Source organism: Pseudomonas fluorescens (genome assembly GCF_003732425.1).
GTDB classification, from domain to species: Bacteria; Pseudomonadota; Gammaproteobacteria; order Pseudomonadales; family Pseudomonadaceae; genus Aquipseudomonas; species Aquipseudomonas fluorescens_BE.
On the sequence record NZ_MOBX01000003.1, the window covers coordinates 580,641 to 606,739 of the forward strand.

The 26,099-nt window shown below is 59.3% G+C and carries 29 protein-coding genes; 16 read left to right on the top strand and 13 right to left on the bottom strand.

Annotation, left to right across the window (positions count from 1 at the left end):
- Positions 1-217: 217 nt before the first annotated feature.
- Positions 218-1,159 carry a DMT family transporter gene (locus BK670_RS05460; RefSeq protein ID WP_123448930.1) on the bottom strand — a complete coding sequence of 314 codons (942 nt, stop codon included), beginning with the start codon at positions 1,157-1,159 and terminating at the stop codon, positions 218-220.
- Positions 1,160-1,244: 85 nt separating this feature from the next.
- On the opposite strand from BK670_RS05460, the gene BK670_RS05465 reads away from it, so the two are divergent.
- Positions 1,245-1,808, top strand: coding sequence for a helix-turn-helix domain-containing protein (locus BK670_RS05465; protein ID WP_123448931.1), 564 nt, complete (start codon positions 1,245-1,247; stop codon positions 1,806-1,808).
- Entirely contained in the window at positions 1,809-3,203 is a 1,395-nt protein-coding gene (locus tag BK670_RS05470; RefSeq protein ID WP_123448932.1) for an FAD/NAD(P)-binding protein, read from the top strand.
- Positions 3,204-3,402: 199 nt separating this feature from the next.
- On the opposite strand, the gene ppnN is transcribed toward BK670_RS05470, so the two are convergent.
- The gene (gene ppnN / locus BK670_RS05475; protein ID WP_123448933.1) at positions 3,403-4,776 is read right to left on the bottom strand and encodes a nucleotide 5'-monophosphate nucleosidase PpnN; all 1,374 of its coding nucleotides are present in this window, start codon (positions 4,774-4,776) and stop codon (positions 3,403-3,405) included.
- 224 nt (positions 4,777-5,000) lie between these two features.
- Between ppnN and BK670_RS05480 the strand changes: the two genes are divergently transcribed.
- Positions 5,001-5,528, top strand: coding sequence for a DUF3087 domain-containing protein (locus BK670_RS05480; RefSeq protein ID WP_123448934.1), 528 nt, complete (start codon positions 5,001-5,003; stop codon positions 5,526-5,528).
- On the opposite strand, the gene BK670_RS05485 is transcribed toward BK670_RS05480, so the two are convergent.
- On the bottom strand, positions 5,529-5,903 hold the full coding sequence (locus BK670_RS05485) for a DUF2784 domain-containing protein (RefSeq protein WP_123448935.1): 375 nt from the start codon (positions 5,901-5,903) through the stop codon (positions 5,529-5,531).
- 153 nt (positions 5,904-6,056) lie between these two features.
- Here BK670_RS05485 and BK670_RS05490 point away from each other — a divergent pair, with 153 nt between their 5' ends.
- From BK670_RS05490 to BK670_RS29565, 3 genes are all read left to right on the top strand, one after another.
- Positions 6,057-6,755 carry an AzlC family ABC transporter permease gene (locus tag BK670_RS05490; protein ID WP_123449195.1) on the top strand — a complete coding sequence of 233 codons (699 nt, stop codon included), beginning with the start codon at positions 6,057-6,059 and terminating at the stop codon, positions 6,753-6,755.
- On the top strand, positions 6,755-7,066 hold the full coding sequence (locus BK670_RS05495; RefSeq protein WP_185036735.1) for an AzlD domain-containing protein: 312 nt from the start codon (positions 6,755-6,757) through the stop codon (positions 7,064-7,066). Before BK670_RS05490 ends, BK670_RS05495 begins: the two co-directional genes overlap by 1 nt.
- A gap of 63 nt (positions 7,067-7,129) precedes the next feature.
- Positions 7,130-7,276 carry a hypothetical protein gene (locus BK670_RS29565; RefSeq protein WP_185036725.1) on the top strand — a complete coding sequence of 49 codons (147 nt, stop codon included), beginning with the start codon at positions 7,130-7,132 and terminating at the stop codon, positions 7,274-7,276.
- Positions 7,277-7,322: 46 nt separating this feature from the next.
- On the opposite strand, the gene BK670_RS05500 is transcribed toward BK670_RS29565, so the two are convergent.
- The 4 genes from BK670_RS05500 to BK670_RS05515 form a co-directional block, all read right to left on the bottom strand.
- Positions 7,323-7,595 (bottom strand): hypothetical protein, encoded by a 273-nt coding sequence (locus BK670_RS05500; protein ID WP_123448937.1) that lies wholly within the window; start codon positions 7,593-7,595, stop codon positions 7,323-7,325.
- Between the two features lie 259 nt (positions 7,596-7,854).
- Positions 7,855-8,535 (bottom strand): SOS response-associated peptidase, encoded by a 681-nt coding sequence (locus tag BK670_RS05505; RefSeq protein WP_123448938.1) that lies wholly within the window; start codon positions 8,533-8,535, stop codon positions 7,855-7,857.
- 28 nt (positions 8,536-8,563) lie between these two features.
- Positions 8,564-9,406: an ABC transporter permease gene (locus BK670_RS05510; protein WP_123448939.1), complete on the bottom strand. Its 843-nt coding sequence runs from the start codon at positions 9,404-9,406 to the stop codon at positions 8,564-8,566.
- Between the two features lie 61 nt (positions 9,407-9,467).
- Positions 9,468-10,448: an aliphatic sulfonate ABC transporter substrate-binding protein gene (locus BK670_RS05515; protein WP_123448940.1), complete on the bottom strand. Its 981-nt coding sequence runs from the start codon at positions 10,446-10,448 to the stop codon at positions 9,468-9,470.
- 296 nt (positions 10,449-10,744) lie between these two features.
- Between BK670_RS05515 and BK670_RS05520 the strand changes: the two genes are divergently transcribed.
- The 3 genes from BK670_RS05520 to BK670_RS05530 all read left to right on the top strand — a co-directional run bounded on the left by BK670_RS05520 (position 10,745) and on the right by BK670_RS05530 (position 13,075).
- Complete coding sequence (locus tag BK670_RS05520) at positions 10,745-11,692, top strand: ABC transporter substrate-binding protein (RefSeq protein WP_123448941.1); 948 nt, start codon at positions 10,745-10,747, stop codon at positions 11,690-11,692.
- A 131-nt stretch (positions 11,693-11,823) separates the two neighbouring features.
- Positions 11,824-12,723, top strand: coding sequence for a polysaccharide deacetylase family protein (locus BK670_RS05525; protein ID WP_123448942.1), 900 nt, complete (start codon positions 11,824-11,826; stop codon positions 12,721-12,723).
- Positions 12,724-12,832: 109 nt separating this feature from the next.
- Positions 12,833-13,075 (top strand): DUF1652 domain-containing protein, encoded by a 243-nt coding sequence (locus BK670_RS05530; protein WP_123448943.1) that lies wholly within the window; start codon positions 12,833-12,835, stop codon positions 13,073-13,075.
- A 4-nt stretch (positions 13,076-13,079) separates the two neighbouring features.
- On the opposite strand, the gene BK670_RS05535 is transcribed toward BK670_RS05530, so the two are convergent.
- Positions 13,080-13,442, bottom strand: coding sequence for an NUDIX hydrolase (locus BK670_RS05535; protein WP_123448944.1), 363 nt, complete (start codon positions 13,440-13,442; stop codon positions 13,080-13,082).
- Positions 13,443-13,666: 224 nt separating this feature from the next.
- Between BK670_RS05535 and BK670_RS05540 the strand changes: the two genes are divergently transcribed.
- Positions 13,667-13,864, top strand: a complete 198-nt coding sequence (locus BK670_RS05540) for a DUF2188 domain-containing protein (RefSeq protein WP_123448945.1) — start codon at positions 13,667-13,669, stop codon at positions 13,862-13,864.
- A 65-nt stretch (positions 13,865-13,929) separates the two neighbouring features.
- Here the strand turns inward: BK670_RS05540 and BK670_RS05545 are convergent, their stop codons facing one another.
- The gene (locus BK670_RS05545) at positions 13,930-14,169 is read right to left on the bottom strand and encodes a hypothetical protein (RefSeq protein ID WP_065259780.1); all 240 of its coding nucleotides are present in this window, start codon (positions 14,167-14,169) and stop codon (positions 13,930-13,932) included.
- A gap of 186 nt (positions 14,170-14,355) precedes the next feature.
- On the opposite strand from BK670_RS05545, the gene BK670_RS05550 reads away from it, so the two are divergent.
- Both BK670_RS05550 and BK670_RS05555 read left to right on the top strand, forming a co-directional pair.
- Positions 14,356-14,691, top strand: a complete 336-nt coding sequence (locus BK670_RS05550; RefSeq protein WP_123448946.1) for a hypothetical protein — start codon at positions 14,356-14,358, stop codon at positions 14,689-14,691.
- A 200-nt stretch (positions 14,692-14,891) separates the two neighbouring features.
- Entirely contained in the window at positions 14,892-15,497 is a 606-nt protein-coding gene (locus tag BK670_RS05555; protein ID WP_123448947.1) for a DUF6338 family protein, read from the top strand.
- Positions 15,498-15,636: 139 nt separating this feature from the next.
- Here the strand turns inward: BK670_RS05555 and BK670_RS05560 are convergent, their stop codons facing one another.
- Complete coding sequence (locus BK670_RS05560; protein ID WP_123448948.1) at positions 15,637-16,536, bottom strand: LysR family transcriptional regulator; 900 nt, start codon at positions 16,534-16,536, stop codon at positions 15,637-15,639.
- Between the two features lie 117 nt (positions 16,537-16,653).
- Here BK670_RS05560 and BK670_RS05565 point away from each other — a divergent pair, with 117 nt between their 5' ends.
- A complete protein-coding gene (locus BK670_RS05565) occupies positions 16,654-18,021 on the top strand; it encodes an MFS transporter (protein WP_123448949.1) in 1,368 nt (455 codons plus the stop codon).
- A gap of 30 nt (positions 18,022-18,051) precedes the next feature.
- A complete protein-coding gene (locus BK670_RS05570; protein ID WP_123448950.1) occupies positions 18,052-19,326 on the top strand; it encodes a glucarate dehydratase family protein in 1,275 nt (424 codons plus the stop codon).
- A 102-nt stretch (positions 19,327-19,428) separates the two neighbouring features.
- On the opposite strand, the gene BK670_RS05575 is transcribed toward BK670_RS05570, so the two are convergent.
- Positions 19,429-20,313 (bottom strand): LysR substrate-binding domain-containing protein, encoded by an 885-nt coding sequence (locus BK670_RS05575; protein WP_123448951.1) that lies wholly within the window; start codon positions 20,311-20,313, stop codon positions 19,429-19,431.
- A gap of 158 nt (positions 20,314-20,471) precedes the next feature.
- Between BK670_RS05575 and ydiJ the strand changes: the two genes are divergently transcribed.
- On the top strand, positions 20,472-23,498 hold the full coding sequence (gene ydiJ / locus BK670_RS05580) for a D-2-hydroxyglutarate dehydrogenase YdiJ (protein WP_123448952.1): 3,027 nt from the start codon (positions 20,472-20,474) through the stop codon (positions 23,496-23,498).
- On the opposite strand, the gene BK670_RS05585 is transcribed toward ydiJ, so the two are convergent.
- Together BK670_RS05585 and BK670_RS05590 are read right to left on the bottom strand one after the other, a co-directional pair.
- Positions 23,431-24,120 (bottom strand): paraquat-inducible protein A, encoded by a 690-nt coding sequence (locus BK670_RS05585; RefSeq protein ID WP_123448953.1) that lies wholly within the window; start codon positions 24,118-24,120, stop codon positions 23,431-23,433. The two genes, ydiJ and BK670_RS05585, sit on opposite strands and share 68 nt — an antisense overlap.
- On the bottom strand, positions 24,117-24,713 hold the full coding sequence (locus BK670_RS05590) for a paraquat-inducible protein A (RefSeq protein ID WP_123448954.1): 597 nt from the start codon (positions 24,711-24,713) through the stop codon (positions 24,117-24,119). The genes BK670_RS05585 and BK670_RS05590 overlap by 4 nt, the downstream gene beginning before the upstream one ends.
- Before the next feature lie 218 nt (positions 24,714-24,931).
- Here BK670_RS05590 and BK670_RS05595 point away from each other — a divergent pair, with 218 nt between their 5' ends.
- Positions 24,932-26,098, top strand: a complete 1,167-nt coding sequence (locus BK670_RS05595; protein ID WP_123448955.1) for an acetyltransferase domain-containing protein — start codon at positions 24,932-24,934, stop codon at positions 26,096-26,098.
- Position 26,099 lies beyond the last annotated feature (1 nt).

Sequence of the window (26,099 nt, forward strand, 5' to 3'; positions counted from 1 at the left end):
TGAAGCATCATACGTGCCAGCTCCCCGATCACCAAACGCCAGGATGTCTCAGAATCCTACAAAGTAGTCTGGAATTTTCTGTTTGGCATTGTTTCAGGGGAAGGGACGTTGCCTGTGATGGCCCCATCGCGAGCAGGCTCACTCCTACAGGGGAACGCGTTTGTAAGAGTGAGCCTGCTCGCGATAGCTATAGCCCAGGCACTAAGGACATTGCAGATTAACCTTGGGTTTCCCGCGCCTGCTCAGCGTCGGCTTCTGCTTCGGCAACCTTACCCTTGGTCTTCAACTCACTGACAATCACCGCCGCGACAATCAACCCGGCGCCCACCAGCGCAATCGCCGGCAACCGCTCCCCGGCAATCCGTCCGACAATCCCGGCCCACACCGGCTCTCCCGCATAGATCAGCGTTGCCCGGGTTGGCGAAACACTCTTCTGCGCCCAGTTCATCGCCACCTGAATCGCCGCACTGGCCGCGCCCAACCCGAGCGCAGTCACCAGCAGGGTCCAGGAAAAGTCGGGAATCATTTCCCCGGTCGGCACCACCAGCAGGAACGACAGCACTGATGTGGTTGCCAGTTGCACAACGGTCACTCGGCGCACATCGACCTGACCGGCATAGGTGCTGATCAGAATGATCTCGGCGGCAATGGCGATGGCGCTAATCAAAGTGGCAATTTCACCGGGACTGAAATTCAGCGCCGCGCCGGATGGCCCGGACAACAACATCAGCCCGGTAAACGCCAGCATGATGCCGATGCTGGGCATCAACCCCGGTCGTCGCCCCAGCACCAGCCATTGCAGCAACGGCACAAACGGCACGTACAACGCGGTGATAAACGCCGACTGACTGCTCGGGATCGTTTGCAGACCGACCGTCTGCAAGCCGTAACCGAGCATGATTGCCACGCCGATGAAAGCGCCGGCCTTGAGTTCAAACAGGGTCAGTTCGCGCAGATGACGCCAGGAAAACAGCGCAACGATGGCCGCCGCAGCGGCAAAACGCAGGCCGACGAAAAACATCGGGCCGCTGACGGTCATCGCGTGCTGGACCAGCAGGAACGTGCCGCCCCAGATCATGGTGATCAGCACCAGCACGCACTCGGCTTTACTGAAACGGGACAAGCGGACGGGAGTGGGGGAGCTGTTCAGCGACGTCATGACCTTGCGCACTATAAAAAGGAGGCCGCACAATGCGGCCATTGTTGCGCAGTATACTGCCCAACCCCATCGAGTGAGCAATATAGTGCACAAAGATTCAGCGCAACGGGCATCTGTCCTCCAACACGTCAGCCAGAACGTCCGGCGCTTACGGCACGCAGCCGACCTGAGTCAGACCGCGCTGGCAGAAAAGTCCGGCGTCAGTCGGCGCATGCTGGTGGCGATTGAGGCGGGCGAAAAGAACGTCAGCCTGACCACCCTTGATCGCGTCGCCGAAGCGCTCGATGTCGCCTTCAGCGACTTGATTCAGGCGCCCGACGCCCGTGATCCGAGCCGGATCAACGAGGTGGCCTGGGCGGGGACCCACCCGGGCAGTAAAGCCGTTCTGCTCTCCAAAGCCACGGCAACTCGCGAAGTCGAGCAGTGGGAATGGTGTCTGCAACCGGGTGAGGTCTATCCCTCGCAAGCGGACGCCGAAGGTTGGAGCGAGCAGATTTTCGTCTTTGCAGGTTGCCTGACGTTAATGCTTGGCGAACAGCCGCAGCACATCAGTGCAGGGGAGTTCTTCATGTTTGCCAGCAATCAGCCACATACCTATCGCAATGACGGGGATGTCCCGGCGCGCTTTGTTCGTAATGTGGTGATTTGAATGAATCAGCGTGCAGACATCCTGATTATCGGCGGCGGCCTCAGCGGCACGATGCTGGCAGTGCAATTGTTGCGTCTGCCGGGCCGGCGCAATGTCCTGATCATTGAGCCGCGTGCGGAACTGGGGCGGGGCGAGGCCTATAGCGCGGTCGAGTTGGGTCACACGCTCAATGGCAACGCGGCGCGTATGAGTGTCGATCCGGATAATCCTGATGATCTGACGCAATGGCTCTCCGAGCACATTGCCGGTGGCGGCTGGCCGGAGTCTGCCGAGCAGAATGTGCCGATCAGCGAACTGTTTCCGCCGCGTGGATTGTTCGGGGTCTATGTGCAGCAGCGCCTGGCCGAAGCGCGCAGCGTCGGTGCGCAAAATGGCTCGAGCGTTGAACACATTCGCGCTGAGGTCGTTGACCTGCAAGTCGAGGCCGATTCGGTGCAGCTGACGTTGAGCGATGGTCAGTCATTGCGCGGAAGCCGCGCGGTACTGGCGACCGGAATGTTCCCGGCCGCGCGAATCCCGCAGAAAACCTCCAGTGGCCTCAACGCCGCCGCGCTTGATCCCTGGGATGTCGTGGCCATGCGTCAACTCGATCCGCAATCGACGGTGCTGATCATCGGCTCTGGCCTGACCATGGTCGATGCTGTGGTGTCGCTGGAGCAGGCCGGGCATCGCGGGCCGATCGAAGTGTTTTCCCGGCACGGCTTGTTGCCCCACGTGCGCCGACAACCGCCGGTCTGGATGGATTTTCTTGGCAGCGATCACAGCCTTCGAACGCCACGACAGCTGTTGCGCGAATTGCGTCGGCAATGCCAGGCAGCCATTGCACAGGGCATCGACTGGCAGGCGCCACTGGACACGGTTCGGGTGCACATCGCTCGTTTGTGGAGTCAGGCGACTGACACGCAGCGTCGACAATTCGTACGCCATGTTCGGCCGTGGTGGGAAAGTCATCATCACCGTTCGCCGCCGTTGAGTGCGGCGCTGGTTGAACGGTTGCATGCAGAAGGGCGGTTGCGTATTCAGGCGGCGTCGTTCAAAGGGCTTGAGTCGAGTCCGGAGAGAGGTGTCCGGATTCGGATAAGGCGTCGCGGCGAGTCTGAATCTTGCGTGGTGCAGGGCGCCGCGTTGATCAACTCCAGTGGCATCGAATACGACTGGCGCCGTGTGGCGCGACCGTTGCCGCAGCAACTGCTGGCGCGGGGTTTGGTGCAAACGGGGCCGTTGGCGTTGGGAATCGCAGCGGCAGTGGATGGTGCGGTGCTGGATGCAGAGGGGCTTGCGGCTGGGCGGTTGTTCGCCATGGGCCCGCCATTGCGCGGGATGTGGTGGGAGAGCACGGCGGTGACGGATGTCGCGTTGCAGGCCAAGGCTTTGGCTGTGCGATTGGTGGGCTGATGTTGTTCTTTCGGACCCCATCGCCAGCAGGCTGGCTCCCACATTTGATCGGAGTGAATGCAAAATGTGTGTGCGCCACAAACCCTGTAGGCCTTCGCCTGCTCGCGATAGCGGTGGTTCAGTCAATATAAACGGTGACTGATATGCCGCTATCGCGAGCTGGCTCGCTCCTACATTTGTTGCGTAGTGACCGGAAGAGTTACGCCACCACGCGATAGCACGGCACATACGCCGCGCCGCCCGGCAGCTTCATCCGGTGCTGGGCGACGAAGGCTTTGAGCAGCGCATCGAGCGGTTGCATGATCGCCGCATCACCACGGATCTGGTACGGCCCGTGTTCTTCGATCAGGCGAATGCCCTTGTCCTTGACGTTACCGGCGACGATCCCGGAAAACGCCCGGCGCAGGTTGGCCGCCAGTTCGTGCGGTGGCTGGTCGCGGTGCAGTTTCAGGTTGGCCATGTTTTCGTGAGTCGGATCGAACGGGCGCTGGAAGCCTTCGTCGATTTTCAGCAGCCAGTTGAAGTGAAACGCATCGTTGCGCTCGCGGCGGAACTGCTTCACCGCTTTCAGGCCTTGCGTCATCTGCCGCGCCACTTCGGTTGGGTCGTCGATGATGATTTCGTAGTGCTGCTTGGCGGCTTCGCCGAGGGTGGCGGTGACGAAGGCGTCGAGTTGTTCCAGATATGGCGCGGCATGTTTCGGCCCGGTCAGGATGACCGGGAACGGCAGGCCTGCGTTGTCCGGGTGCATCAGGATGCCCAGCAGGTACAGAAACTCTTCAGCCGTACCGGCGCCGCCCGGGAAAATGATGATGCCGTGGCCAACGCGGACGAAGGCTTCCAGACGTTTCTCGATGTCCGGCAGGATCACCAGTTCGTTAACGATCGGGTTCGGCGCTTCGGCGGCGATGATGCCCGGCTCGGTCAGACCGAGGTAGCGCCCGCCATGGATACGCTGTTTGGCGTGAGCGATGGTCGCGCCTTTCATCGGGCCTTTCATCACACCTGGACCGCAGCCGGTGCAGATGTCGAGGCTGCGCAGGCCCAGTTCATGGCCGACTTTCTTGGTGTATTTGTATTCTTCGGTGTTGATCGAGTGACCGCCCCAGCACACGACGATCTTCGGCTCGACGCCCGGACGCAACGTGCGCGCATTGCGCAGCAGGTGGAAAACGTAGTCACTGATGCCTTGCGAGGTGCTGAGGTCGATGCGTTGGCTGTCGAGTTCGTTTTCGGTGTAGACGATGTCGCGCAGGGCGCTGAACAACATTTCGCGGGTGCTGGCGATCATTTCGCCGTCGACGAACGCGTCGGCCGGAGCGTTCAGCAGCTCCAGGCGTACGCCGCGATCTTGCTGGTGAATGCGGATTTCGAAGTCCTTGTAGGCTTCCAGAATGGTTTTCGCGTTATCGACATGGGCGCCGGTGTTGAGGATGGCCAGGGCGCACTGGCGGAAGAGGGTGTAGGTACTGCCGGATCCGGCTTCGCTCAGTTGTTGCACTTCACGTTGAGAAAGGGTTTCCAGGCTGCCTTTCGGGCTGACCGAGGCATTGATTACGTGTCGTTGGGTCATGCAATGATCCTTAAAACGATGTCATCCCAAAACCAGGCGGATGGCATCCGAATAGTGTGTATCCATGAATGAAGATGGCACGATCTGCGCTGTACCGCCATGTCCCCGTTGGACGCTGAAAAGATGAAAAGGAGCCCCAGCATAGCTAAATCCGCGGTAGAGGCGATAATGCGCCGGCCGGTTTTTTCAGTTAACTCTTTTGTCGCTCAAGGAAGTCATTTGTGATGTTCGAGATTCAGCCGATGGATGCCGCCACCTTTCGCCAGCAGACCCGCCGCAGCACGATCATCATTGCTGTACTGTTCCTGGTGCTGGCGATGTTGTTTTCCAGCGTGGCGGTGGCGCTGTTCGGTGAGCCTGGCGGCGATAACCTGCGCTTCAATGTCGGCGGGGTGTTTGTGGCATTTCTGCTGACCGCAGCGTTACTGCGCGGGCGCTTCTGGAGCCAGAGCTGGATGGCGCCAGCGGTGTATAGCTGGCGGCTCAAGCGCAGTCTGATGAGCATTACCAATGTGATGCATCAGGTGACTGCAGCGGTTGAGAAAAACGATCCGACGGCGATGAAGGTTTTGCGCTTCTATCATCTCGGTTTGACACAAATGCACGAACTGGACGGCAACTCCAGCGATCACGGGCAACTGTGGCGGGAAGTCGAAGCGCACAAGGAACGGATGCAGGCGCTGGGACTCGATACCGAGCAGACGCGCCTGGATCCGGCCTGGCTGGAAACCTTGAAGCCGACGTCGCGTTGATCACACAGCTCGACGCAGTTTCCACGAACGGATTAAACGACCGTAAACCAGCAGGTTGATTGCCAGCACCACGCTGCCAAGCGCCAGTTGAATCTGCGGAGTGAGCCCGGCGGGATAGATAATCGGCCAGATGTAATGCTCGATGAAGCCGCCGGCGTATTCAGTCTGCCCGGCGGCGTGGCGCATGAGGTTTTCCCAGTAGGTCAGCGGGCAAGTCAAATGCAGCACCTCGACCGCCACACCCCAGGCGGCAGCCGGCAAATGCAGCCACATCACACGTGGCCATTTGAGGACCAGCAGCCCGCCAAACAGCACAAACAGAATGAAGGACAAATGAAACAGCACCAGCCCGTCGGCTGCGATTCGGTACAGCATGTCGTCTCCCTGACGCGATTGTGAATGGCTCCCATGGTACGCCGATGGCTGTCCACAGTCGGCGTGATTTAGCGCAATTGCGCAAGATTGTTCAAGCCGGACAAGGGGATTTGCTGGCAGAGTCTGTTGCTGTTTCCACTGTTGAAGAGCGATATGTCTGACTCACTTATGCCGCGCAGCGCGTTCCTTCGCGGCGCTGCGGCGATCATGCCGTTGTCGCTGGCCACCGCGCCCTGGGGGCTGCTGGCCGGCTCCATGGCAATCGAAGCCAATCTCACGCCGCTGCAAGGCCAGGGCCTGTCGAGTATCGTGTTTGCCGGTGCGGCGCAACTGGTGGCGATCGGCATGCTCAAGGGCGGCGCGGGGATTTTCTCGATTCTGTTGACCACGCTGCTGCTGACTTCACAGCACCTGCTCTATGGCATGAGCATGCGCTCGGTGATTTCGCCGCTGCCGGGGCGCTGGCGTCTAGGCTTGGGATTTCTGCTCACCGATGAGTTGTTCGCATTGACCAGTCAGCATGACCGTCAGCAGTTCAACCGCTGGTATGCACTGGGTGTCGGCCTGACGTTTTACATCGCTTGGAATCTGTTCACCCTGGCCGGCATTGTCCTTGGCAGCAGCATTCCGGGGCTTGAGCATCTGGGGCTGGACTTCTCGATTGCCGCCACCTTCATCGCCCTGATTACACCGGTGGTGCGCAACGTACCGACGGTGATTTGCGTGGCGGTGTCGCTGTTTTGTTCGGTGTTGTTCAGTTACTGGCAATGGGGCTCGGCGCTGGTGTTGTCGGGGCTGGCCGGAATGACGGCAGGGTTTATCTGCAACAAGCTGTGTCGGGGGCGCACATGATGATTTGGGCGGTGATTTTCGGTATGGGGATTCTGGTGTTTCTCAATCGCTACGTGTTTCTCGAGCCGCGTTTGCCGGTGCGTTTGAGCAGCAATGCGCGGCAGTTTCTCGGTTTTGCGGTACCGGGGATGCTCACGGCTATCTGCGGGCCGATTGTCTTCATGCCCGACAAGCAGCTGAATTTGCAGTGGGATAATCCTTACTTGCTTAGTTCGCTGGTGGCGATCGCTCTGGTCATCTACACGCGCAGTACGTTGCTCAGCATGTTGTTGAGCATGGCGTTCTTTTTTCTGCTGCGTTGGTGGTTGTAAGTTGTCCGTTTGAAACTGTTCTACGCTTCAAGGATGACGGGTGACTGATGACGGGAGGTGCAGATGACGACTGAGCAAAAGCAGCCAGAGACGGATGAGCAAGACACGGATGAACCGACCCAAGAAGAAATAGAGCGGGAGAAACACAAGGAACAGACCTGGAAGCACGATGACGGCAGAGAGCTTTCAGATCCTGACCGCAAGTTTTGAATGTTTTTTACGAAAAAGCCCCGCACATGCGGGGCTTTTTTGGGTTTCAGAGATCGTCCAGCTGGGTGAAATCGGGGTGTGCGGCCCGATATCCCAAGGTTCGGTCGATCCACGCATTCAACTCGTTGACCATCACCGGCGGGTGACCGGGATACGCCTCGAGGGTGGTACGCAGGGTGCGTTCGATATCGGCAACGCCACGCAGGTTTCGGGTCTTGATGTAGTGGCCGATAAAACAGTCGAGTTCAAAGCGTTCTGTCATGGACAGATAAATACACTCCAGGCCGCTGACCTGTTTGATTGCAAAATCGTCGCGCAACTTATTTCTCTGCAAGGCTTGTAGATGTTGTGGGGGATTCCTGGTTTATTGACTCTTTGGTCAACTGGTATACCAATCGGAAAGGCGGCGCGCATGCTAGCCGTAGTGCATCTAAATGTATGTATGACGGTTGAAATGTCTGACAGGCGGTTAGTTCATTCGAACGTGTGTTTTATTTGCAGCGTTTCAAAGATGAAACAGCTGTTGTAACGATCATGCGGCACTTCCTCCATTGATAACGCGTGAAGGCGGACAATGTTCAAGCCTGCTCATTAATCAAACTGGCTCCCTGATTGCGTGCGTTACCGACCGCTTTGCCGACTTTGTACCATTCGAACACTTCACTGACTTCACCTTCGAACAGCAACATTTGCTCGGCGCGTTCAACGGGTGTCGCGGGGTTGAGCCATTCGCGCACCAACTCTGCGCGGAATACCACTGGTCGGCGATCATGGATATCGAGCAGGCCGCCGACGGCGTCGGCGGTGATGATCACGAAACCGTCGTCGTCCCGGGCCGGCGTTTCGGCCGTCGGAATTTGTCCTATGGCAGCGCAGAAAATCGCCCCATGATCCGCGCGACGAATCAACCAGGGTTGTCGGGTTTTGTCTTCGCTATCGACCCATTCAAACCAATTGTCCACGGGCACAATCAAGCGATGTCGCCAGATCGCTCGGAAGAACGCTCCGTGGGCGACTTTCTCTACCCGGGCATTAATCGGTGGTGGGCGATCCTTGGCCCAGTGCGGACGCCAGCCCCAGCGCAGATTGTCGGCCTGCAGCTGTTGGCCTTGTTGATGCAGGACGGCCAACGCAGTAGTTGGTGCCGCGTTGTAGCGATTGAGCAGCGCATCGCCGACGTGATTGATCAATGCGTCGGGAATGCTTAGCACGGCGACGAAGTCGTGAATGCCCCGGTACTGCGAGAGTCTTCCGCACATGGCTGAGTCTCCGGTTGGAGCTTTCAGCTTAGTCGTTGGCGTTCTGCCCGGTGAAGGTGTCACGCCAGCTCAGCCAGCGGCGTTCGAGCACGGCCAGCAAGCCGTCGCTGAGTTTACCGAGCAAGGCGAGCACGATGATTGCGGCCAGCACGATGTCCGGCCGCGAGGTTTCCCGGCCATCACTGAGCAGATACCCCAAACCCTTGGTGGCCGCGATCAGTTCGGCGGCCACCAGAAACATCCACGCCAGGCTCATGCCACTGCGCAACCCGGTGAAGAGGCCGGGCAGGGCGGCTGGCAACAAGATCCGTCGCACCAGTTGCAAGCGGCTGAAACCATAGATGCGGCCGACTTCCACCAGTTTGCGATCAATGTTGCGAATGGCCGCGACGACATTGACGTACACCGGAAAGAACGCGCCAATGGCGATCAAGACGATTTTCGAGGTTTCGTCGATGCCCAGCCACAACAGCAGCAGCGGCACCCAGGCCAGGCTCGGAATGGAACGCAGGGCAGCAAAGGTCGGTTCCAGATAGGCCTCGGCTTCGCGGCTCAAACCGACCCAGGCGGCAAACACCAGCGCCAGACTGGCGCCAATGGCAAAGCCTAGCAGCACGCGGATCAGGCTGGCGCCAATGTGTTTCCACAGCGCGCCTTCGGCGAGGTCGGTGAGGGTCAGGGCGATCTCGCTCGGTGCCGGCATCTGGTAGGACGGCAGCCAACCGATGCGTACGATTATTTCCAGCGCGACGATGATCAGCAGCGGCAGGGCCAGGCCTTTGCAGCGGCGCCGCCACGTCGGACTGAAACCTGCCGGGTGCTGTCGCGACATGACAAGTGGCGCGGGCAGGTCTTTGCTCTGAGTGGTCATGGATTTGGCTCCGCTCACGGCAACTCCGCGACGGGCGCGCAGTTGCCGTGAGACTGATCGGTTACTGGCGGGCGACGGCTTGCTGCACACCGCTGTCGAGCAATTGATCGATAACGTGATCGACATTCACCCCACGACGCACCAGTTCCTCGGAGACCAGAATCGGTGCCGCAGCCTTGGAGGCGCTGATGTCCTGCTGGGTGAGTTGCGGGCTGCTCAGGTCAGTGCGCGACAGTTGCAACTTCGCCACGTCCAGCGGCAAGCCGGACTCCTTGGCGAGCAGGGCGGCGAATTCATCAGGGTTTTTCAGCGCCCATTCGCGGGCCTGCTCGTAGGCTTTGATCACGGTGTCGATGGTCTGCGGATGTTCTTTGGCGTATTGCTCGGTGACGCTGACCACGCCGTAACTGTTGAACGCCGGGTTGCGGTACAGCAGGCGCGAGCCGGCCTGAACCTGGCTGGCGGCCATGTGCGGATCGAGTCCGGCCCAGGCGTCGACATCGCCTTTTTCCAGTGCCGTGCGGCCATCTGGATGCTGCAGGTGGACCAGTTCCACATCGTCTTTTTTCAGCCCGGCCTGCTGCAGGCTGCGCAGGGTGAACAGATACGGGTCGGTGCCTTTGGTGGCGGCGATCTTTTTGCCCTTGAGGTCGGCGACGCTTTGGAACGGCGAATCCTTGCGCACCACCAGAGCGGTCCATTCGGCGCGGCTATACACGTAGACGGATTTGATCGGACTGCCATTGGCGCGGCTCAGTACCGCAGCAAGGCTGGCGCTGGAGGCGAAATCAACGCCGCCACTGTTGAGGTATTCCAGCGAACGGTTGCTGCCCTGACTCAGAACCCAGCTGACTTTGGTTTGCGGCAAGGCTTTCTCGAGGAAACCGAAGTGCTTGAGCACCAGACTCACCGGCGAGTAATAGGCGTAGTCGAGATGCACTTCCGCCGGCGCGATTTCAGTCGCGTGGGCAAGCGGTTGCAGGCCCAGCACCATGGCACTGGCAGCCAGCAGGGTTTTGAGTCGGGGAAAGAACGATGTCATGGGGGCGCTCCGGCAAAGGCACAGGTTTCTTATGTCCAAAATGATATTTTTATCGAATGCTTCCTGCATGAATGGAATATTGCAGGCTCTGTGCCATGTGCCTGGAGGTGCCGGTTTACACGGGTTTCAAGTCGAGGTTGAGGATTTCGACTGTTGATGGGGCAACACTGTGGTTTGCCACTGTTGCTGTACGAACAGTGGTAATCGACAGTGATGAGCTTATGCGTTAATCGAATTTCAAAACCTTTTATTAAGAGCGTTATCGTCTATGAAATTTCCCTTCTGCAGGATGTGCCATGAAGCTTTCTCGGTTCCTACGCAGTGCGTTGAGCGCTGCACTGTTTACGTCGCCACTGTCCTACGCTGCCGAGTCCTTGGTCCTGCACGTCGGTGATCAGAACTACTACAACATCCGTGCCTCGGTGGAGGCGTCCGGCGTGTTGAAAGACGCGCCTTATACCGTCGACTGGAAACACTTCCAGGCGGCGGCACCCTTGGCTGAAGCATTGCAGACCGGTTCGCTGGATCTGGGCTTCCTGGGGGATTCCGGTTTTCTGTTTCTGGCAGCCAGGCAGGCGCCGGTGAAACTGATCGGCGTATCGCGGCAGAACCCGGACACCATCGCGCTACTGGTGCCAAAGGATTCGCCGGTGAAAACCATCGCTGATCTGAAAGGCAAGAAAGTCGCCTACTGGCCTGGTGCCTGGAGTCAGCAATTGACCTTGCGTGCGCTGGAGCAGGGTGGTCTGCCGGAAAACTACGTCGACTTCGTCAAGCTGATGCCGATCGATGCGGCCGCAGCCCTGCCACAGGGCAGCATTGACGCTTTCCCGGTATGGGAACCGTATATTTCCCAGCAGATCGTGTTCTCGGGCGCGCGGCCGATCCTCACCGCAAAAAATCTGATGCCGGGGCTCAGTGCCATCGCGGCATCCACGCCGTCGATCGACAGCAAGCGTGCCGCCATTGCGGACTTTCTCGGGCGCCTGAAGCAGGCGCGGGCATGGGTCGACAGCCACACGGATGAATATGCCGATCTGTGGGCGAAGAAAGCCAATCTCGATCAACAGGTGTCGCGCCACTGGTTGCGTCAGGCGCACATGACCGTCGGGCCGGTGGACCAGCAAGCGGCGACAGACCTGCAAAGTACTGCGGATTTCCTGTTCAAAGTGAAAGCGCTGCCGGCGCCGTTGGCGACCGCCGGGATTATCGACACGTCTTTTCAGCAGGCACTGGCGCACTAAGCGAGCGCCGGAACCAAACCCTGTGTACCTTATCCAACCACCGCTCGCGTAGCGGAGCGCAGGGATGGATAAGGGCGAGGGAGTTTTGCCAATCGACAACATGACGGCAGCCGCCGTGCTCAAGGCAAAACATGACATCCGGATTCAAACTTCTCTGTGCAGCGCTTATCGCCCTCGGGCTGGCCGGTTGTATCGCCGCGCCGATAGAAATGACCACGCAAACTGAAACGCGCCTGAAAACCCAGGCACCGGTGCGCTTTCTGTTGACGTTCGATGACGGCCCAAGCGCGTCTAGTTTCTGGAATCCGTCGGCCACGGTACTCGATAGCCTCAAGGACAATCCGCTGATGCCGAATATCAAAGCGGTGTTCTTCGTGCAGACGCGCGCGCCACGAGCGGGCAACAGTGACATCGGGCGCAGCATCATGCGGCGTGAGCATGAGGAGGGGCACATACTGGCGTTTCACACGGCGACCCACTGGCACACCAATCACCGCTCGCTCGACCCGCAGCAGCTTGAAGAATCGCTGACCAACGGCACGGCTGATATCGCTGCCATCACTGGGGCGCCGCCGAAGTTGCTCCGCCCGCCGTTCTGGAATTACGACAAACGCACCTTCGCCGCCTATCAACAGCACGGCTTGCATGTGTTGCTCACGGATTTAAGCGCCAACGACGGCAAGATCTGGGGCTTCAATGCCAGCCCGCGACGTCGGGCCAACCTGTTGCGGCAGTTATCGGAAGTCCGTGAGCGTGTTGCCCTCGGCGAATTACCGACCGTGGACGGGGTCATTCCGGTGGTGGTGACGTTTCATGATCTCAACCGCTATACCGCGCGGCACACGCGCGAATACCTGCAGATTTTGCTCGATAGCGCCGCCGCGACGGGCGTGAAGCTGGCAGACAAGCCTTTCTATGATGATCACGCTGAGCTGGAGAAAGCTGCACTGGCGCGTACCGTGGAAAAAAGCTCGGAGCCGGTGAATTTGCCGGGAATGTGGAACTGGATTTGGGATCACGACGCGCATTGAGGGCGGGGTGAAATGTTGTGATCGGGTTGGCATTTTGTATCGGGCGAGCCACACATTGCTCATCTAAGCTCAACGAGTCGACTGACCGACGCCTGCGAGGCGTGCACTCATGCTTGCCATTGACGATATTTGCCGGATTGTCGAATCCGGCTTTCCTGCGTTCAAGTGTGACTGCATTCCGAGTGCGCAGGGACTGCTGCAAATCAAGGTTTATGAGCCGGACAGCGGGCGTGTTGAACTGCTGCTCAATGGCGTTTCCCCGGAACACCTCGTCACGATCCGTGACATTTCCAACTTCATCGGTGAGTTACGCACCGAAATGAGCGCCGGCCGCCGGGCCTTTGCTGGTTAACGCCTCATAAACGTCGTTGAAACGCTTCAACAATGCGCAACGTCGCCTCACTGGTGTGCAGATTGCGCACTGCTTCCAGCGGATGCCAGATGCAATCAATGATCTCGTTCTGCGGCCGCACTTGCTCGAAGTCCAGCACGGATGCCTCGTAGACATGATGCTGCGTGCTGCCGCTCTGCAATTCCATTAAATACAACACATCGTCGGCGTCCAGGCCGGTTTCTTCTTGCAGTTCACGTACGGCAGCCTGCGCTGGGGTTTCCCCGGGCTCGACCTTGCCACCGGGCAATGTCCAGCGGCAGCGGGATTTGCGTACCAGGAGAACGTGGCGATCCTGTTCGCATATAACGGTTGCGCGTACTTTCATCTGTTACCTGTTGACTGCTTGTCACGAAATGGTAATAAAACTGCAATATTTGAGCCGGAGCTAGCGCCAAAGGTTTCATTGGAGTTTGGAGCGTTCGCTGCGGCGAAAAGTGCCAGAGCCATGACGGACGCGGCGTGCGACACCCGGTCGGCATCTCGGGCGGATCAGGGTGTAAGGTAAAAGCGTGAAGCTGGATCTGACCGTTAGCGAAAATGGAGGTGTCCATGAGCATGCCGATGTTGAACAAGATGCACATGAACGGCTATGACGTGCTTAGCGTGAACAATGGCCCATGGCGGGTTTGCACCCAGGGCGATCGGCTGGCGTCGTTTGGCAGTCGGGAGGAGGCGCTGGCCTATGCCGCCGCACTGCCTGGCTACAAAAAACGCTCGCCACGCGCGCAAAGTCACAAAAGCCACTGAGTGTCTGGCTGTAACGAAAAAGCCCCGGCCTGTGTCGGGGCTTCTGTTATGGGGGGAGGGTGGTCTTAGTGGACCTTGGTTCGGCTGATGGCGCGGGCTTTCACTTCCCGGGCATAGAGTTGCAGCCGTTCTTCATCGCTTTGCAGCACTTCGCAGGATCTCAGCACGGTCTGCGCATCTGCCTCGTTGCCGGATTTGCGCAATTGTTCCGCGATACGTTTCAGGTCGACCGCCGACCATCTCAAGTCCGATGCAACGCTTTGCAGGTCGCGTTGAAGTTCGTGTTCGTATTCATTGAGCCGCATGATCACCTCCAGAACATTCTCGGTAGAAAAGAGTAGTCGTATTTTTCGTCGATGGGCAAAGCCTGTTTGTCAGCAGGCTGAACGGTTGTGAAAAGTTGTGCAGAATGCGCGAAGGGCGCGGTGCCACGATGGATGTAGAGCCGCTTACGCGCTACATTCACTTTTTTTCAGAATCAGGAACACAGCATGCGGATATGGATCGGGAGTTTGACGTTGACCCTGTTGGCGGGTTGCTCGTTGCCGGCATCGCTGGTGCCGGGTGAGCCGAATATCAGCAAGACCAGCGCCAAGTCACCCAAGGACTATGCTGCGTGTTTATTACCGTTGTGGCAGAAGGATGTGGCCAAGACTTCGCAGACGTCGATTTCCAACGGCTACCGCATCACGGCGCCAAGCGTCATTACGGCTGACGAGATCCTCGATATCGTCAAATACAAGGATGGCAGCCGGGTTTCGTTGTATCAGGGGCCACCGTGGGCCAAGTCCGGGTCGTTGCGCCAATCGGTGCGTGATTGCCTGTAACGACGCCTGCAGAGACAAAAAAAGCAGAAGCCGTATCGTCGGTTTCTGTTTTTTTTTGGCTGCCTGGAGGCTGAAAGGTCTGGGTCTGATTGGCGAAATGAACGGTGACAGTTGCGCACGAAGGGTTTTCTCCGTGTGCACTAGGCTTTTGCGGGGCGGTCGATAGTCAGTTCGGCCGGTCTTTCAAGGAGTCTCGGATCATGGACGATCTGGTCAAAGAAGTTATTCCGTTATTGCAGTACCTGATTCCCGGTTTTTTGTCGGCGTGGATTTTTTATTCGCTGACGGCATTCAAGCGACCCGATACGTTTGGGCAGATTGTGCAGGCGTTGATTTTTACGTTTGTGATTCAGGGCACGGTATTGGGGATCGGGATAATTTGTCTGTGGGTGGGTTCGAAAGGCTTTTCTTTAGGGAAATGGGATGCTCGGGCGGAAGCATTGTGGGCATTTATTGTTTCAGTATGTCTCGCCGGGCTTTTCTGCTATTTGGCTTCAAACGGGATGTTGCATGTGTGGCTACGCAAGCGACACCTGACACGCAAAAGCTCCCATCCCAGTGAGTGGTACAGCGCTTTTGAACGACAGGATCGCCTTGTCACTTTGCAACTGAATGACGAGAGGCGATTGTTTGGCTGGCCTTTGGAGTGGCCTTCCAGTCCCTCGGAAGGGCAATTTATCTTGCTGAATCCGCAATGGCTTGGCGATGGTGGCGAGGTGTTCACTTTTGGCGCCGAATTAATGGTGATAGATTCCTCGAAAGTTCAGTGGGTCGAATTCAATTCTGTCGAGGAGGTTGTTTCATGAGCGCAAAAGCACCCAATCCCATGCCACCTCACGTGGCGCGTCTCTTCGTGGGCCCAGACGGCAAGCCGTTGGCAAAACCGCTGGTCAAGGGGCCGAGTGCACCTCCACCGCCAAAGCGCTGATCAGCGTCGCCAGCCACTTAGCCCCAACCCTCAGCCACCGCCCGGCGAATCGCTTCCAGCAACATCGCGAACGCCGGGTTGTCATTGTTCTCCCGCCAGATCAGATGCAGTTCGCTCTGCACGCCTTCACCCAGATCGATGTCGCGAAACACCACATTCTTGAACACCACACTGGTGGCGCAGCGCGGCACCAGCGCCAGGCCCATGCCGGCGTTGACCAGTGCCAGAATCGTCAGCGACGAGCCCAGCCACTGCACATAATCCGGCGCAACCCGGGCCGAGCGCAGCATTCCGGTCAGCAATTCATTGAACGGCGGATACGCGGCGTGGGAGTACATCAGGAAGGGTTGCTTATCCAGATCACTGACCGATACCTCAGCCGCTGTTGCCAAGACGTGACTGCTCGGCACCGCCAGTACAAACGGCTCGCGCACCAGGCACTCGGTGGCGTACCCCGGTTCCAGTAACGGCGCGCGGGCGATGCCCAGATCGATGCGGCGGGCGCGCAGGGCTTCGTGTTGCTGGTAAGTGTTCATCTCCGACAGATCGATTTTCACCTGCGGCTGTTTCAGGCGGGCCTCGGCGATGACCTTGGGCAGAAACTCATACACCGCGCTGCCGACAAAACTGATGTTCACCGATCCAATGTCACCCTCGGCGAACCGTCGGGCAGTGACCGCCGCTTGCTGTGCGCGTTCCAGCAGGTTCTGTGCCTCGACGAAGAACGCGCGGCCGGCAGCCGTCAGCGCAACGCTGCGGGTACTGCGGGTAAACAATTCGACACCGAGGTGATGCTCGAGCAATTGAATCTGCCGGCTCAGCGGCGGCTGGGTCATGTTCAGTCGCTCGGCGGCGCGGCGAAAGTTGAGTTCGGTAGCAACCGTGGTAAAGCAGCGCAGTTGGGTCAGTTCGAACATTGATCTAATCCGGGTATCAATCGAATGCCAAGTTAGATTAGACGGGATCAATGACCCCGTCCATGATCGGTCCCACGCTTCACGCCATCCCTAAAAAAACAAGATCGGGAGTCGCCCTTGAAAACCCTCCAGAGTCCGCTGGACGTCACGGTTCTCGCCCGTGCCGCCGTCAAGGTCAAGCGCCACGTGCTGCCGCTGTTCGTGGTGATGTTCATCGTCAATTACATCGATCGGGTCAACATCGGTTTTGTGCGCAGTCACCTGGAGACCGATCTGGGCATTGGTGCAGCGGCCTATGGACTCGGCGCCGGTTTGTTCTTTATTGGTTATGCGCTTTTCGAAGTGCCGTCCAATATGCTCCTGCAGCGTTACGGCGCGCGGGTCTGGCTGACGCGGATCATGTTTACCTGGGGCGCCGCTGCCATGGCCATGGCGTTCGTCCGAGGTGAAACCAGTTTCTATGTGCTGCGCTTTATTCTCGGTGCGGCGGAGGCGGGGTTCTTTCCGGGGATCATTTATTACTTCACCCAATGGCTGCCGGCCTCCGAGCGCGGCAAGACCATGGCGGTGTTTCTCAGCGGTTCGGCGATTGCCTCGGTGATCTCTGGCCCGGTGTCCGGTGCGCTGCTGCATATCAGTGGTTTGGGGTTGCACGGCTGGCAGTGGATGTTCTTGATCGAGGGCGCAGCGTCAGTGGTGCTTTGCGCATTCGTCTGGTTCTGGCTGCAATCGCATCCGCGTCAGGCCAAGTGGTTGAGCGAAGAAGAGCGCGAAGCACTGGTGGCGGCGATTGCCGAAGAGCAGCGTGTCCGTGAGGCGGTGCAGGTGGCCAAGCCGTCGATGTTCAAACTGTTGGCAGATCGGCAGATTGCGCTGTTCTGCTTCATCTACTTCTCCATTGCCCTGACCATCTACGGCGCGACGTTCTGGCTGCCGAGCATGATCAAGAAGATGGGCAATCTCGGTGACTTCCAGGTCGGCCTGCTCAACTCGATCCCGTGGATCATTTCGATTGTCGCCATGTACGGCTTTGCGGCGATGGCCGGCAAGTGGAAGTTCCAGCAGGCCTGGGTTGCGCTGACGCTGGTGATCGCGGCGATCGGCATGTTCATGTCGACCACCGGCGGGCCGATCTTCGCCTTCGTCGCGATTTGCTTCGCCGCTATCGGTTTCAAGGCTGCTTCGGCGCTGTTCTGGCCGATTCCGCAAAGCTATCTGGATGCACGCATCGCTGCGGCGGTGATCGCGCTGATCAACTCCATCGGCAACCTCGGCGGTTTCGTCGCGCCGACCGCGTTCGGTTTTCTTGAGCAAACCACCGGCTCCATCGAGGGCGGGTTGTATGGCTTGGCGGCCACGTCGCTGATCGCAGCGGTGGTGATCTTTTTCGCCCGCACGGCGCCGGCCGGCAAAGGTCAGACCCCGGCAAAGCCCCATGACAAGACCGCCGTTGTCGCAACGGCCAGCCCGGCCGCGAGCCATTGAATTGATTGTTGATCTATCAGGAGCGTTATCTTGAAAATCACCCGCGTAACTGTGACTCCGATTGCCTTCCGCGATCCGCCGCTGCTCAACGCCAGCGGCATCCACGAACCCTTTGCCCTGCGCTCGATCATCGAGATCGAAAGCGACAATGGCTACATCGGCCTCGGCGAAAGCTACGGCGATGCCCCGGCGCTGGCGATTCAGCAGCAGTTGCAGGCGCAGTTGATCGGCCTCGATCCGTTCAACCTCAACCAATTGCGCGCCATCGTCCAGGCCACTGTTGCCGCGAACAAACCTGCGAGCCTTGCCGGTGCAGAACTGGCGCCCGGTTCCCACGCCAGCAAAGCGGTGAGCAATGCCTACTCGGCGTTCGAAGTGGCGTTCCTCGATTTGCAGGCGCATTACCTGAATGTGCCGCTGGTGGACCTGCTGGGTGGGGCCATCCGAGATGAGGTGCCGTTCAGTGCTTACCTGTTCTTCAAGTACGCGCAGCATGTCGACTCGCCCTACAAGCCGGACAACTGGGGCGAGGCACTCAGCGAGCAACAGATCGTTGCGCAGGCTGCGCGGATGATCGAGGCGTACGGCTTCAAGAGCATCAAGCTCAAGGCCGGTACGTTGCCGCCGGAGCATGAAGTGGCGTGCATCAAGGCGCTGAAAAAAGCCTTCCCCGGCTACCCGTTGCGCATCGATCCGAACGGCAACTGGTCGCTGGAAACCTCGATTCGCATGGCCGAATTGCTCGGTGATGATCTGCAGTATTACGAAGACCCGACCCCGGGTCTCGATGGCATGGCGGAGTTGCATAAGCGCACCGGCCTGCCATTGGCGACCAATATGGTGGTCACCGATTTCGACGAGTTCCGCCGCAGCGTTGCGCAGAACAGTGTGCAGATCGTACTTGCGGATCACCATTACTGGGGCGGTCTGCGCGACACGCAGACGCTGGCGAAGATGTGCGATGTGTTCGGTCTTGGCGTGTCGATGCATTCCAATTCACACTTGGGCATCAGCCTGATGGCGATGGCGCATGTGGCGGCGGCCGTGCCGAATCTGGATTACGCCTGCGATACGCATTACCCGTGGCAGGAGCCAGATGAAGAGGTGATCAAGGGTGGCAAGCTGCCGATTGTCGATGGCTGCGTGAAAATCACCCGCGCGCCGGGGCTTGGGCTGGAACTGGATCATGATCAGTTGGGCAAGCTGCATGATCAGTACCTGACGTGCGGGATTCGTCAGCGTGATGATGTGCGGCAGATGCAGCGCTACAAGCCGGACTGGAAGGCGGTCAAGCCGAGGTTTTGATGTCATTCTCGCTGGCCTCTTCGCGAGCAGGCTCGCTCCCACAGGGGAAATGCATTCCAACGTGTGGGAGCGAGCCTGCTCGCGAAGAGGGCAACTCATTCTTCAAAGTGTATGAATCAGCCAATCCCGAAACGCTTTCAGCGACGGCAAATTTTCATTGCGCGGCGGATACACCAGGTAATAGCTGCGGCGACTGGTAATCGGCTCGCCCAGTTGCAGCAACTCGCCATTCAACAACTCGTCTTCAACCAGGATTCGCGGCACCAAGCCCACGCCAATATTGGCCCGCACGGCCTGAATCAAGTGCGAGGTCATTTCAAAGCTCGGACCGATGCGCATGCTGCGGTGCGCCAAGCCGTGATGACTGAACCATTCCGCCCAGGCCTGGGCATTGCTGCTGACGTTGAGCAGCAGTTGCCCGGCGATGTGCTGTTCGGCGTCGTTGCGTTCTGCTTCGGACAACTGCGCACTGGCGATCACCACCAGTTCTTCAGTGTGCAGGGGCAGTGCGGTCAATCCAGGCCAGTCACCACCGCCGACGCAGATCGCTGCATCGATTTCGCTGGTGTCGAAGTCGATCGCTTCGATCCGCGAATGCAAGTGCACGGTCATGCCCGGATGCGCGGTGTAGAAATCCTTCAGCCGTGGCAGCAGCCATTTCGAGCCAAAGGTCGGCAACGTCGCCAGACGCAAGCTATGAATGCCCGAACCAAACGCCATCGCCTGCAGCGTGGCGCTGCGAATCTGCCCGAGTGCTTCGGCGAGTTCGCGCTGATACATGCGCCCGACATCGGTCAGCACCACTTGCCGGCCTTCGCGCGTGAACAGGCGCATGCCGAGCATCTTCTCGAGAATCTGCACCTGACGGCTGACTGCACTCTGCGTCAGCGACAGTTCATGAGCGGCGCGGGTGTAGCTTTCGTGGCGCGCAGCCGCTTCGAAGGCCAGCAATAACGACATGGAAGGGGTGAGCGTGCGCGGATTCATTCGTAAAAGTCATCAATAGCGGGTCGAATTTACGGTTGTCCCGGCGTTCGTCAGCAATGAACATGGGCACCATGAGATGGCGGAGCCTGACGCAATCATTCGTTGCGTACAACTGTTCACCGCCACGCGGCCCGATTTTGACCGAGATAACCTGACCGATGATTGCCCAGCTGTCCCCCGCCAAAGCCCTGACCCGCAATTACCAGCAGTTCCTGCAAGCCCTGAAAGCCAGCGGCTTTCGCGGGGAAATCAGCGCCGACTACGCCAGTCGCGTCGTGCTGGCGACGGACAATTCGATCTATCAGCGCCTGCCGCAAGCGGCGGTGTTTCCGCTGGACGCCGAAGACGTGGCGCGAGTGGCACGGCTGATCGCCGAACCGGCGTACCAGCAGGTGGTGATCACTCCGCGTGGCGGCGGCACTGGCACCAACGGCCAATCGCTGACGGACGGCATCGTCGTCGACCTGTCGCGGCACATGAACCGCATTCTGGAAATCAACGTTGAAGAGCGCTGGGTGCGCGTGCAGGCCGGGGTGGTCAAGGATCAACTCAACGCCGCATTGAAATCCGCCGGGCTGTTTTTCGCTCCGGAGCTATCGACCTCCAACCGCGCCACCGTCGGCGGCATGATCAACACCGATGCCAGTGGTCAGGGCAGTTGCACCTATGGCAAGACCCGTGACCATGTGCTCGAACTCGACATGATCCTGCGCGGTGGCGAGCGTCTGCACGGGCTGCCTCTTGAGGAAAGCGAACTCGAAGCCCTGTGCGCCCGCGAAGATCGCGTCGGTGAAGTCTATCGCTGCGCCCGGCAGATCATTGATGAGCAGGGTGAGCTGATCAAAGAACGTTTCCCCGATCTCAACCGCTGCCTGACCGGTTATGACCTGGCGCACCTGCGTGAGGCGGACAACCGTTTCAACCTCAACAGCGTGCTGTGCGGTGCTGAAGGCTCGCTGGGGTTTGTCGTCGAGGCGCGGCTGAATGTCTTGCCGATTCCCAAGCACACGATGCTGGTGAACATCCGCTACGCCGGGTTCATGGACGCACTGCGCGACGCCCGTGCCTTGATGGCGCTCAAGCCGTTGTCGATCGAAACCGTCGACTCGAAAGTGCTGTTGCTGGCGATGCAAGACATCGTCTGGCACGGCGTCGCCGAGTATTTCCCGGAAAGCGCCGAGCGGCCGACCCTGGGCATCAACCTGGTGGAGTTTTGCGGCGACGATCCCGAAGAGCTGCAACGCCGCGTCGAGGCGTTTGTCGAGCACTTGAGCAGCGACCGCACTGTCGAGCGTTTGGGCCATACGCTGGCGGTCGGGCACGCAGCGGTAAACAAGGTCTACGGCATGCGCAAACGTGCGGTGGGCCTGCTCGGCAACGTCGCCGGTGAAGCGCGGCCGCAGCCTTTTGTTGAAGACACCGCGGTGCCGCCGCAGCACCTGGCCGAATACATTGCCGAGTTGCGCGACCTGCTCGACAGCCATGGTTTGCAGTACGGCATGTTCGGCCACGTCGATGCAGGCGTGCTGCACGTGCGGCCGATTCTCGACATGAAAGATCCGCAGCAAGCGGCATTGGTGCGCCCGGTGTCCGATGGCGTCGCCGCGTTGACCCAGCGTTACGGTGGCCTGTTGTGGGGTGAGCACGGCAAAGGTTTGCGCTCGGAATACGCGCCGGCCTTTTTCGGTGAACTCTACCCGGCGCTGCAAGCCTTGAAGGCCGCGTTCGATCCGTTCAACCAGTTCAACCCGGGCAAGATTGCCACCCCGGCCAACACTGGCGCTGCACTGCTGAAAATCGACGAAGTCACTTTGCGCGGTGAACTCGATCGGCAGATCGACGAAAAGGTCTGGCAGAGCTACGGCGCGGCCATGCACTGCAACGGCAACGGCGCCTGCTACAACTTTGATCCCGACGACGCGATGTGCCCGTCGTGGAAAGCCACTCGCGAACGTGCGCAATCGCCCAAGGGCCGCGCCTCGTTGATCCGCGAGTGGCTGCGTTTGCAGGGCGAGGCGGGTGTCGATGTGTTGTCGGATGCGATTCGCAAGCCAGCGTTTTTCAGCACGTTGTGGCAGCGCTGGCGCAACAGTCGTGCGCAGGCCGAAGACTTCTCCCACGAAGTCTACGACGCCATGGCCGGTTGTCTGGCGTGCAAGTCCTGCGCGGGGCAGTGCCCGGTCAAGGTCAATGTGCCGGAGTTTCGCTCGCGCTTTCTCGAGCTGTATCACAGCCGTTATTTGCGCCCGGCGCGGGATTATCTGATCGCTTCGCTGGAATACAGCATCCCGTACATGGCGCGGATTCCGGCGCTGTACAACGGTTTGATGGGCGCTGCGTGGGTGCGCCGCCTGCTGGAACGGGTCGGTGGCATGGTCGATGTGCCGCTGCTCAGTCGCTTCGATTTCCACGCGGCGATGCGCCGCTGGCAGGTGCAACCAGCGACGGTGTCGACCCTGGCGACGCTGACTCCGGCGCAACGCGAACGCAGCGTGGTCATCGTGCAGGATGCCTTCACGCGCTACTTCGAAGCGCCGCTGTTGGCCGATCTGGTCGAGCTGATTTCGCGTCTGGGTTATCAGGTGTATCTGGCGCCGTTCAGCGCCAACGGCAAGCCGTTGCACGTGCAGGGCTTCCTCTCGGCGTTCAACCGCGCGGCGTTGCGCAATGCCCGGCAGTTGCGGGAATTGGCGGACATCGGTGTGCCGTTACTGGGCCTCGATCCGGCGATGACGTTGGTGTATCGCCAGGAATACCTGAAAGTCCCCGGCATGGAGCAATGCCCGGAGGTGGCGCTGGTGCAGGAATGGTTGCTCAAGGTCATGCCGGAGCAGGCGCAGCAAGATAGAGCCGCATCGTTCCGACTGCTCGCCCATTGCACCGAGAAAACCAATGCCCCGGCCGCGACTCGGCAGTGGGAACAAGTGTTCGAGCGCGCAGGGTTGAAACTGGCCACGCAAACCACCGGTTGCTGCGGCATGTCCGGCACTTACGGCCACGAAGCGCGCAATCGTGAAACTTCAGCGGTGATCTACGAGCAGTCGTGGGCGCGTCAGGTAGAGGCGCCGGCAGAGCAGGGCGAAGCACTGGCGACCGGTTATTCCTGCCGCAGTCAGGTCAAGCGCCAGTCGGATCAGGCACTGCGCCATCCGTTGCAGGTGCTGCTGACGGCTCTGCGTCGCTGAGCTGTTCATCGTCCGGAGCGTTGTCCCAGATCAGCCGGGGGTCGAAGCTCATTGCCGAGAGCATGGTCAGCACCACGACCATGCCGAAGAACAGGATGCCCGATCGCGGTTCGATATCGCCCAGTGTCTGGAACTTCACCAACGCTGCGACCAGTGCGACCACCAGCACATCGAGCATTGACCAGTAGCCGATCAGCTCGACGAAGCGGAACATTTTCGAGCGCTCCCGGCGTGCCCAGCCACTGTCGCGTTGCACAGTGATCAACAACAGCGACAGGGCGACGAACTTGACGCCCGGCACGGCGATACTGGCGATAAAGATGATCAGTGCGATGTCCCACGCGCCATGCTGCCAGAACTCCAGCACGCCGCTCATGATCGTGCTGTCGGCGCCGTTGCCGAGCATGGTGGTGTTCATCACCGGCAGCAGGTTGGCGGGCACATAAAACGCCAGCGCGGCGAGCAGATACGCCCACGTACGCGTTAATGAGTTGGTTTTGCGCCGATGCAGCGGCGCATCGCAACGCGGGCATTCGTGCGGCCCGTCGGTCATGTCGCAGGCCAGGCCACAGCTGTGGCACAGGCACAGGTTGAGTTCGCTGGCAGTCGCGGGTCGGTTCATGGAATGTCCCAGAGATCACGGATATCGCGGCCGGCAATCCTGATCATCATCAGGCTCAACACGGCCAGCGCGAACAAGCCGATGCCGGGCAACACATCGAGCATTCCGGCGAGTTTGAACACCGCCACCATCGCCCCCAGCAGACACACTTCGAGCATGCTCCACGGCCGCAGGGTTTCCAGCCAGCGCATGCATAACTTGAAGCCCGGGGCACGTCGCGAAGAGAGGGCGAAGCTCAGCACCCAGACCAGCAGCACCAATTGAAACGCCGGGGCGATAATGATCGAAATGGCTGCGACCATCGCCATGAAGGTGATCGGCCCCTGACTCAGCGCCAGCACCGAATCCCACAGCGTCGCGCTGTTTTTCAGGCCTTTGAGGCTGATGCTCATCACCGGGTAGAAGTTGGCGAACAGCCACAGCATCGCCGCCGTGAAGGTCAGGGCCAGGCGTTGTTCGACGGTCAAACCGTTGAAGCGCTGGAGCACGCCGCCGCAACGTACGCAGGAGGTTTTCTGGTGTTTGGCCAGCACGGCTTTTTCGTACACGCAGTCGCAGTGTTCGCAAATGATCAGGTGTTCGGTGTTGACCATGGACAACGCTCGACAACAGGCCGCAAGGGCAGGGGGACCTGATCACTATAGAAGCCTGAGGCCGGAGGGCAACCTGGATGGCGTGATCGGCTGCGGTTTTCTGAGAATCGCTATCGATTGCGCTTTGGATTTGGCTTTTTGGTGTTATAAGGTAACGCGAATTTTTCAGGGTAGTCCTTGTCGGCGCCCGCTGTTATCCCTTCGATTGCGAAACGCTCATGACCATTGTGCTCCCCCGTTCTGCCCCGTTGACTGGCCGGCTGCTGTCCATTGATGCCCTCAGAGGCCTGGTCATTCTGTTCATGCTGCTGGACCACGTGCGTGAAACCTTTTTGCTGCATCGCCAGGTCGTCGACCCGATGGACATTGCCAGCACCGAGCCGGCGCTGTTTTTCAGTCGCACGTTGGCGCATCTGTGCGCGCCGGTGTTTGTGTTGCTGACCGGATTGTCGGCATGGTTATTCGGCGAAAAGTACGCGGGCAAGGCCGATGTCAGTGCGTTTCTGTTCAAGCGCGGTCTGTTTCTGGTGGTGCTGGAGTTTACGCTGGTGAACTTCGCGTGGACGTTCCAGCTGCCGCCGAGCGTGATTTATCTGCAGGTGATCTGGGCGATCGGCTTGAGCATGATCGCCTTGTCGCTGCTGGTGTGGCTGCCGCGCTGGTTGTTGCTGACGTTGAGCCTGATGATCATCGGCGGACACAACCTGCTCGACGCGGTGCATTTTCCAGTGGAGTCGGTGCTGCATGTGCCGTGGGCGATTTTGCATGATCGCGGCTGGATCGAAGTCAGCGACAACCTTCGTCTGCGCACGTCCTATCCGTTGTTGCCGTGGATCGGTGTGATCGGTCTGGGTTATGCGCTGGGGCCGTGGTTTGCTCGCGGCGTTGAAGCGGGTTTGCGTCAGCGCCACCTGCTGATCGCGGGTAGCGCCGGGCTGCTCGGTTTTGTCGGGCTGCGGTTGATCAACGGCTATGGCGAAAAACCATGGACCGCGGGCGACACGTTGCTGCAAACCCTGATGAGCTTTTTCAACATCACCAAGTACCCGCCGTCGTTGTTGTTTATCGCGCTGACCGTGAGCGTCGGGCTGTTGCTGCTACTGGCGTTCGAGCGTGTACAGGATCGTCGCTGGATTCGTTGGCTGACCGTGTTCGGTTCGGCGCCGATGTTTTTCTACCTGCTGCATCTGTACGCGTTGAAGGTGATGTACTTGATCGGCGTGGCCCTGTTCGGGCTGAATCAGGGCAGCTATTTCGGCTTTTCGTCGGTGGCGGCGATCTGGTTGGCGGCGGTGATTCTGGCGGTTGCGCTGTTCCCGGCCGTGCGTTGGTTTTCGGCGTTGAAGGCCCGGCGCCGCGACATGGCCTGGTTGAAATATCTGTAAA